This is a genomic window from Streptomyces sp. NPDC001219, from assembly GCF_053597915.1.
The window spans coordinates 58,795-66,906 of sequence record NZ_JBSFJF010000045.1 but is presented as its reverse complement, the minus strand read 5'-3'; the positions used below and the strand labels follow the sequence as shown (position 1 = coordinate 66,906).

The 8,112-nt window shown below is 74.5% G+C and carries 6 protein-coding genes and 1 pseudogene; 5 read left to right on the top strand and 2 right to left on the bottom strand.

Annotated features, from left to right (window positions below; all coding sequences use genetic code 11):
• Nucleotides 1-254: 254 nt before the first annotated feature.
• Together ACWC9R_RS25730 and ACWC9R_RS25725 are read right to left on the bottom strand one after the other, a co-directional pair.
• Nucleotides 255-923, bottom strand: a complete 669-nt coding sequence (locus ACWC9R_RS25730; RefSeq protein ID WP_450734905.1) for an ABC transporter — start codon at nucleotides 921-923, stop codon at nucleotides 255-257.
• Nucleotides 920-1,912 carry an ATP-binding cassette domain-containing protein gene (locus ACWC9R_RS25725; RefSeq protein WP_450734903.1) on the bottom strand — a complete coding sequence of 331 codons (993 nt, stop codon included), beginning with the start codon at nucleotides 1,910-1,912 and terminating at the stop codon, nucleotides 920-922. The genes ACWC9R_RS25730 and ACWC9R_RS25725 overlap by 4 nt, the downstream gene beginning before the upstream one ends.
• Before the next feature lie 226 nt (nucleotides 1,913-2,138).
• Between ACWC9R_RS25725 and ACWC9R_RS25720 the strand changes: the two genes are divergently transcribed.
• The 5 genes and pseudogenes from ACWC9R_RS25720 (at nucleotide 2,139) to ACWC9R_RS25700 (ending at nucleotide 8,027) form a co-directional block, all read left to right on the top strand.
• Complete coding sequence (locus tag ACWC9R_RS25720; protein ID WP_450734902.1) at nucleotides 2,139-2,888, top strand: aminoacyl-tRNA hydrolase; 750 nt, start codon at nucleotides 2,139-2,141, stop codon at nucleotides 2,886-2,888.
• 153 nt (nucleotides 2,889-3,041) lie between these two features.
• A complete protein-coding gene (locus ACWC9R_RS25715) occupies nucleotides 3,042-3,707 on the top strand; it encodes a YrhB domain-containing protein (RefSeq protein WP_450734909.1) in 666 nt (221 codons plus the stop codon).
• Nucleotides 3,708-3,930: 223 nt separating this feature from the next.
• Nucleotides 3,931-5,317 (top strand): annotated as a pseudogene (locus ACWC9R_RS25710) (DUF692 domain-containing protein).
• A gap of 133 nt (nucleotides 5,318-5,450) precedes the next feature.
• Entirely contained in the window at nucleotides 5,451-6,254 is an 804-nt protein-coding gene (locus ACWC9R_RS25705) for a TIGR04222 domain-containing membrane protein (protein WP_450734900.1), read from the top strand.
• A 123-nt stretch (nucleotides 6,255-6,377) separates the two neighbouring features.
• Nucleotides 6,378-8,027, top strand: coding sequence for an alpha/beta hydrolase (locus ACWC9R_RS25700; protein ID WP_450734907.1), 1,650 nt, complete (start codon nucleotides 6,378-6,380; stop codon nucleotides 8,025-8,027).
• Nucleotides 8,028-8,112 lie beyond the last annotated feature (85 nt).

Here is an 8,112-nt window from a genome sequence, read left to right as displayed (position 1 = left end):
GGCCGCGAACGGGCGGGCCGCTTCCCCCCCCACCCCCGAACCCACCCCCCGCCCCCTCCCCCGAAGGGGGAGAGGGGGAGGGGGCGGGGGAGAGTTCGTGCCGCCTGCGAGGGCCGAGGTTCGGGCGTCGAGGTTCAGGCGCCGAGGCCCGGGCGAGGGCACCCGCCCTCGCCCGGCCCCAGCCCCACCCTGCCCCTGCCCCTGCCCCTGCCCCTGCCCACAGAAGCAGCCCTTCCCCCGCCTCCCCGCCCCCTTCAGCCGCGCCGGGAGCTGAGGGCGCAGGCGGCGCCGGTGGCGGCGGCCGCGATCAGGGCGGTGGCGGCGAGCGGCAGCCAGGGCATGCTGATCGTCCCGTGGACCGAGCCGGTGACCAGGCCCGAGACGGCGGCGTTGGCGGGCGAGGCGCCCCACACCAACAGCAGCAGGGCGGCGAGCAGTCCCGTCAGGATGCTCCAGCCGGTGCTGCGCAGCACCGGCCGGTTGCTCAGCGCGCCGATGGCGGTGCCCATGAGCAGGCACACCAGCGCGGCGAGCAGCCCGGCGCCGGCCGCGGGCAGGACCGGAACGGCCACCTGTTGGTCGGTGGAGCGCGGGTCCGACAGCACCACGGCCACCGCCGTACCGAGGACCGCCAACAGCACCGCGGCGCCGGCCGCTGTCAGCACACCGGCGAGGTGCACCCGGCCGGGCCCGGCGGCGGCCGCGGCACAATTACGGGCGGCCGACGGCTCGTTGGTGACACAGACCCGGGTCAGCCACACGGCCGTCGGCAGCAGTCCCCCGGCGGCGTAGCCGAACGCGTCGAGGATCGGGCCGCCGCTCTCGACACCGATGGCCAGCCAGGCGGCGAAGAGGATGACCGGCGGCAGCCAGCGGTACGAGCCGATGAGCAGCGCCGTCTGATAGCGGAGGAGAGCGATCACGGGAGGGGAGCCTCATGGGGTGCGGGGGCGTCGTGCGCTGCGCGGACGCCGTCGGATGCGGAGGTTTCAGGAGCGGCGGCGGCCTCGTCGGTGGCACGGGCGGGGCCGGCGCCGGGGGCATCATGCGGCTGTGCGACGGCGGTGACGGTGCGGATGTGCCAGGGCGGACGCGCGGTGAGCAGCGCCCGCAGCAGGGCGTCCGAGTGCACGGCCGCAACGGTCAGCCGGGTCGTCCCGTCAGGTCCCGGCACGATCTCCGGTCCCCCGGGCAGCTGCGACCGCGACGCTCCGGCGGGCGGCAGGCTCCCCGGCGCGCCCTCGGCCTCGATGAGCACCCGGGGACCGGTGACGTCCGTGGTACCGACCGCCGGGCCGCCCGCCTCCGGGGCCGACAGCCGCCCGTCCGTCACCCGGTAGCGGGCGTCGGCGGCGCCCGCCAGCCGCTGCGGGTCATGGTCGACGAACACCACCGTGCCGCCGTCCGCGACCCGTTCGGCGACCGCGCGGTCGAGCACCTCGCGCGCGGCCCGGTCCAGCCCGGTCCAGGCCTCGTCCAGGACCAGGAGTGCGGGCTCGGCCAGCAGCGCCTGGGCGACCGCGACCTTCTGGCTCGTCCCCTTGGACAGCTCGGCCAGCCGGGTCCGCGCATGCCCCGCCGCCCCAAAACGTTCGAGCCACTCGGTGGCGCGCCGGGCCGCTTCGGGGCCGCGCAGACCGTGGATGCGGCCGAGGTGGGTGAGGTAGCCGACGGCCGTGAAAGGCAGGGCGACGGGGAAGCGTTCGGGCACATAGGCGGTGCGCGGGCGGCCGGTGATCCGTCCGGTGCTGGGCCAGTCGATCCCGGCCAGCAGCCGCAGCAGGGTGGACTTCCCGCTGCCGTTGGTGCCGTCGACGCGCAGCAACGCGCGCGGGGGCACCTCGAGGTCCACGTCCCGCAGCACCCAGGGGCCGCGCGCCCCGTACCGCCGTCCCACTCCGTCCAGCCTCATACGCTCCGGCACCTCCGCTCCGTCGTGGCGGGCCCCCGTCGCTCGCCGCTCCCGACGGTAGCCGTATCAGCCGCCGGGTGCCTGTCCGAGGACACGTTCCGCAACGGCCGTACGCGCCCCAACCCCCCACCACACGAGCGGTGTTGGCCCGGGAGCCCGCGCACGGCGGCCGGGGCGGCGGGAGCGGGCCGGGGGCGCTGTCGGTGGCGGCTGGCAGACTGGTCGGGTGACAAGCACCGAGACCGCCGGACAGCCCGGCAACAGCGCCGACAGCCCCCTGGAGCACCCGCAGACCGACCGGGACGCGGCACCGCAGTTCGTGCTGCCGCTCGTGGTACGGATCGAGCGGGACGCTCCCCCGGCGCGCACGGACGCGCTGGAGACGGCCGCGCGGGCGGTGCTGGTGCTGCTCTCGGACGAGCGGTCGGCCGGGGACGGCGCGTGGGCCGCGGCGGTGCGGGACTGGCAGGACGCCCGAATCCGGAAGGTGGTGCGCCGGGCGCGCCGCGCGGAGTGGCGGCGGGCCGGGGCGCTGCCCGGCATCACGGTCACCGGCCGCGAGGCCGAGGTGCGGGTGTTCCCGCCGGTGCCGCTGGACGGCTGGCCGAAGGACCTGGCACGCCTCCAGGTCTCCGGCACGGAGCTGGACGACCCGCAGCCGCCCGCACCGCCCGCCGCGGGCCCGGTGCTGTGGTTCAACCCCGATCTGGAGATGTCCGCCGGCAAGGAGATGGCCCAGGCCGGCCACGCCGCCCAGCTGGCCTGGTGGGACCTCTCCACGGACGAACGCGCAGCCTGGCGCACCGCCGGCTTCCCCCTCGCCGTACGCACCGCCGAGCCCACCCAGTGGAAGGCACTCACCCGCAGCGGCCTGCCCGCCGTACACGACGCCGGCTTCACCGAAGTCGCCCCCGGCTCCTGCACGGTCATCGCCGACCACCCCACCCTGCGAAACGCCCTGCCGCACACCGGCTGAGGCGGAGCCGCCTTCCCCGCGTGCACGCTGACGCCGGGCGGGTTCGTGCCACACGGGTTCGTGCCGGGCAACCTCACGACCCCGCTTGCTCCACCCGCCCAGGACACAAACTCGCTGGTCGGCCCGTGCCCCGTAGGAGATGCTGCACAGGTGATGGGGCGAGAGGGCGCGGTTCGTGTCGTTGAGGATGAGCTGGATCGCGAGAGTCAGCGGTGGTCGGCTCTGGGCGTGGACCCGATACGCACGAGGGTGCTGCGTGTGGAGGAGCACGAGCTGGTCTGGAAGGTCTACTGGCAGTCCGAGGAGTATGTGCGTACGCGGAACCCCGCTGCCATGCTCGTCGGCCACGGGCCGTACCTGGTGGACCGCATCGATGGAGGGCTGCACCGGATCGGGGTCGTCTCCGAGAGGGGCGGGGAGTGGGAAGCGGACTACCGCACCCGAATCCGTGGGATGCGTGTCCGTACCGCCGTGGACGCTCTGCACGACGAGATACGTGAGCTCGCCTCCGCACGAGGGCGCCTGCACTCCGTGCGCGCCCTGCGGCAGCGGCTGCCGGCGCTCTCTCCTGCTCAAGCGCTCGACTACGTCAACACGTTGCAGGGCGGCGGCGAACCCTCGCCCCAGCTCGTGGCCGTTGCGGCCGAGCAGCTCGTCAAACCCCTCAACCCAGTACTCGCCGTGCAGACCGTCCGCCGGGGAGGGCTTCACCGCACTGGCCGGCCGTCGCCCACAGACGGCGTGGACGACGAAGACCACGTGGATGACGAAGACCGCGTGGACGACGAAGGCGACGTTGGCGACATGGACGATGCATAGGCGCACCCGGCCAGGTGCGATCGTGGCCGGTGTGATCAAGCCACTGTCGGGCGGTGCCTGTGCCGGTCTCCGCGGGGCGGGGGCGGGAGCGGCCACGGCGCATCGTGTGGCTCCGCGCAAGCCCCCCGTGAAGCTCAAATCAACCTCTGAACTCGGCCGGTGCAGGGTTCGGAGCGGGCTGGTGCGGCATGAGTACCGACACCACGGAGCGATAGGGGGAGCCATGGAGCGCCTTGGTACGGGAATCGGCTGGCGGCCGGAAATCGCCGCGGAGATCGCGGAGCTGCCCGGGGTGGACTGGGTCGAGGTGGTGGCGGAGAACATCTGCCCGGGCCATCTTCCGCACGCCCTGCAGGAGTTGCGCGAGCGCGGCACGACCGTGATCCCGCACGGCGTCTCGCTCGGCCTGGGCGGTGCCGACCGTCCGGACCCCGGCCGGCTCGGCGCGCTCGCCGAGCGCGTCGAGGCACTCGGCGCACCGTTGGTCTCCGAGCACATCGCCTTCGTCCGGGCGGGCGGCCCGCTCACCGCCTCGCCCCGTATGGAGGCCGGTCATCTGCTGCCCGTACCACGCACCCGTGACGCCCTGGACGTGCTGTGCGAGAACGTACGGATCGCCCAGGACGCCCTGCCGGTGCCGCTGGCGCTGGAGAACATCGCCGCCCTCATCAACTGGCCGGGTGAGGAGATGACCGAGGGGCAGTTCCTGGCCGAGCTCGTCGAGCGGACCGGGGTGCGGCTGCTGATCGATGTCGCCAACCTCCACACGAACCACATCAACCGGGGCGAGGACCCGGCGGTCGCCCTGGACGCGCTGCCGCTGGAGGCCCTGGCCTACGTCCATGTCGCGGGCGGGGTGGAGCGGGACGGGGTGTGGCACGACAGCCATGCCCACCCGGTGACCCGGCCGGTGCTGGACGTCCTCGCCGAGCTGTGTGCCCGGGTCACCCCGCCGGGTGTGCTGCTGGAGCGGGACGACGACTTTCCCGAAGGCGGGGAGCTGGCCGGTGAACTCGACGCGATCCGCACCGTACTGAAGGAGGCCCGCCATGACCGGGCGGCTTGAGGCGGTGCCCCCGGCGCCGGACATCCCGTCGGCCACGGACACCCCGCCGACGGCGGACACCCCGACGACGGTGAGTACCCCGGCGGCGGCGGACACCGCCCCGGACACCCACACCCACACCACCACCGACGCCGCCCGCGAGCGGCTGGCCCTCGCGCAGGCCGCGCTGCTGTCCGCGCTGGTCGCCGGGACGCCCGCCCCCGAGGGCTTCGACCGCACCCGCCTGCGGGTGCAGAGCCGGGCGCTGGCCGCCAAGCGGGCCGCGGTGGTCGCCAAGGTCGCGCCCGAGCTGCCCGAGATCCTCGGCGCGGACTACCGGCCCGCCTTCGCCGACCATGCCCGGAACCGGCCCATGAGCGGCGGCTACCGCCAGGACGCGCTGGACTTCGCGGCGCATCTGCTGGTCCAGGGACGGCCCGAAGACCCGGCCGCACGGCGGGAGTTGGCCCGCTGGTGGCGGGAGCGCTCGGGCCCGAAGCCGCCGCCCGCCCACCCCGTGGCGCGACTGGCCCGGGCCGTACGACGCTGGTGGCGCCGGGGGTGACCGCGACGCACCGCCCCGTGCGGTGCATCCGGCACACGGTGCTCGCCCCGGCTGCTCGCCCACCCCCGAAACCTGCCCGCATACTGAGATTCCACGTGGCGGTAACGGCCGCTTCTCGCATAAAAACTCCGACATGTGGCTGCTCTTCCTCCTCGTCGCCTGTTCGGCGGCGGTGCTGTCCTGTGCGCTGCTCTGTCGCGCGGCGCTCGCCGCCGCCCGCACCTCCCCCGGGCCGGCGCCCCGTCCGGCGCCCGGCCCCCACCCGGACGGGGGCACGGCGGGCCGCCGCGGCTCCGGGCTGACCCTGTACGAGATGGCGTACCTCTCCGGCGGACCGCACCGCCTCGCCGACGTGGTGCTGGTGCTGATGGCCCAGCAGCGGCGGGTGCTGCTCGCGGACACGGGATGGGCCACCGTCGTCGACCCGGTCGGGAAGGACGCCGTCGAGCGTGCCGCCCTCACCGCCATGGGGCCCGCGGGGCAGCGCCGCATACCGGCGATACGGGAGGCCCTGGTCGGGGACGACGCGGTGCGGGAGCTGGGCGACCGGCTGGTGACCGACGGGCTGGCGGTGCCCGTGGCGGTCCGTCCGGGCGTCGGCGGTGCCGTCCGCCTGGTGTGGGGCGCCGCTCTCCTGGTGCTGCTGTGTGCCGCCGCGTCCTATTGGACGGCGCCGCCCGGCGCGGACACCGGGCTGCTGCTGGCGTGGTGCTCGCTGCCGCTGGTCGTCACCCTCGGCACCTGCGCCGTGGCGCGCTTCGAGCTCCACCCGTACAGCGACTGGGCCACCACCGCCGGCGCACGGCAGCTGCCCGGCACCGTCCGCGCCTCCGCCTCACCCGCCCTGCCCGCCTCCCTGGTCACTCTCGCCCTCCGCGGCCCCGCGGCCCTCACCGATCCCTCCTTGCGCGCCGCGCTCCACTCTTCCGGGGCATAGCCTCCGACACCGGAGCCAGGTGCTTTACAACGACAATCGCCGACCCAACTATCCCTTTTGTATGCACACACGAAGGGACGGCCAGTGAGAGCACTTGCGTTGTACGGCACCATCGGGTCGCTGATGGTGACCGCCCTCGCCACTGCCCCGGCAGGCGGCGCCACGGGGGCCGCCGCCGCGCCACCCGCACCCGTTGCGCACCGCCTGCAGTTCGGGCGCTGCGCGGCGGTGGAGCATCTGCCGACGACCGTCGAGTGCGGCAGACTCACCGTCCCTCTCGACTACGCGCGTCCCGACGGCAAGAAGATCCAGCTCACCGTCAGCCGCATCCGCGCCACGGCGCGCGGCGAACGGCAGGGCGCGCTGGTCTTCAACCCCGGCGGCCCCGGTGCCTCCAGCATGGAGTTCCCGCTCTACGGGGGGCTCCCCAAGTGGCGCAAGCTGGCCCGCGCCTACGACTTCGTGGGCTACGCACCGCGCGGGGTGGGCCGCTCGGCGCCGCTGTCGTGCCAGGACCCCAAGCAGTTCGCCAAGGCGCCCACCGACAGCCGGATGCACCCGGACGAGGCCTTCAAGCGCCGGAAGCGGACGGAGGCCAGGGAGTACGCCCGTGGCTGTGTCCGCCGGGCCGGCGGGGCCCTGCCGTTCTACAACTCCGTCAACAACGCCCGCGACCTGGACATGCTGCGGGCCGCGCTGGGCGAGAAGAAGCTGACGTTCATGGGCGCCTCGTACGGGACGTACTTCGGTGCGGTCTATGCGACGCTCTTCCCCGGCCACGTCCGGCGGATGATCTTCGACAGTGTGGTCAATCCCGCGCCCCGGCAGATCTGGTACCGCAACAACCTCGACCAGGACGTCGCCTTCGAGCGCCGCTGGGGCGACTGGCTGCGCTGGGTGGCCCGGCACAACGGCCAGTACCACCTCGGCACGACCAAGAAGGCGGTGCAGCAGGCCTACGACAAGGCCGCGAGCAAGCTGCGCCGTACGCCGCTCAACGGGAAGATCGGCGCCGGCCAGCTGCAGTCGGCGTTCCTCAAGACCGGCTACAACGACGCCTTCTGGCCGATGCGCGCCGAGGCACTCGCGGGGTACCTGCACGGCAACCCCAAGCCGCTGATCGCCCAGGCGATGCCCCGGACCGAAGGGGTCGTCGCCGACGAGAACAGCAACGCCGTCTACACGGCCGTGGAGTGCAATGACGCGCCCTGGCCGCACGACTGGCGGACCTGGAACCGGGACAACACCGCGATCGCCAAGGTCGCCCCGTTCGAGACCTGGGACAACGCCTGGATGAACCTGCCGTGCGCCTACTGGCCCGACCGGCCGGCGTCGGCGGCGGCCGAGCTCGACGCCGCGGTGCACCGCGCGGACCGGCCGGCCTCCGGGCAGGACCTGGCCGATGTCGCCGGCCACGTGGCCAGGACCCAGGTCGACGACGTGCTCCACGGGCGGCGCGGTCCGCTCGATGTCCACACCGAGCCCGGTGCGCTGCCGCCGGTGCTGCTGCTGGCGGCCGAGCGGGACGCGGCGACGCCGTACCGGGGGGCGCTGGAACTCCAGCGGCGGCTGCCCGGCGCCTCCCTGGTGACCGAGAACGGCGCGGGCACCCACGGCGTCGCGTTCAACGACAACGCCTGTGTGAACAGGTACGCCGAGGCGTATCTGCTGCACGGGAAGGTGCCGGGGCACCGGGTGTACTGCGCGCCGCGCGCCGAGCCGGTGCCGGGCCAGCAGGCGACCCGGGCCCAGCACGCGCTGCCGGGTAAGTAGCCGAGGACCCGTCGCGCCGCGGGCCGTCCCCGAGGGGTCGGCCCGCGGCGCCGTGTCCGGGGACCCGGCCGGGCCTCGCGGCCGG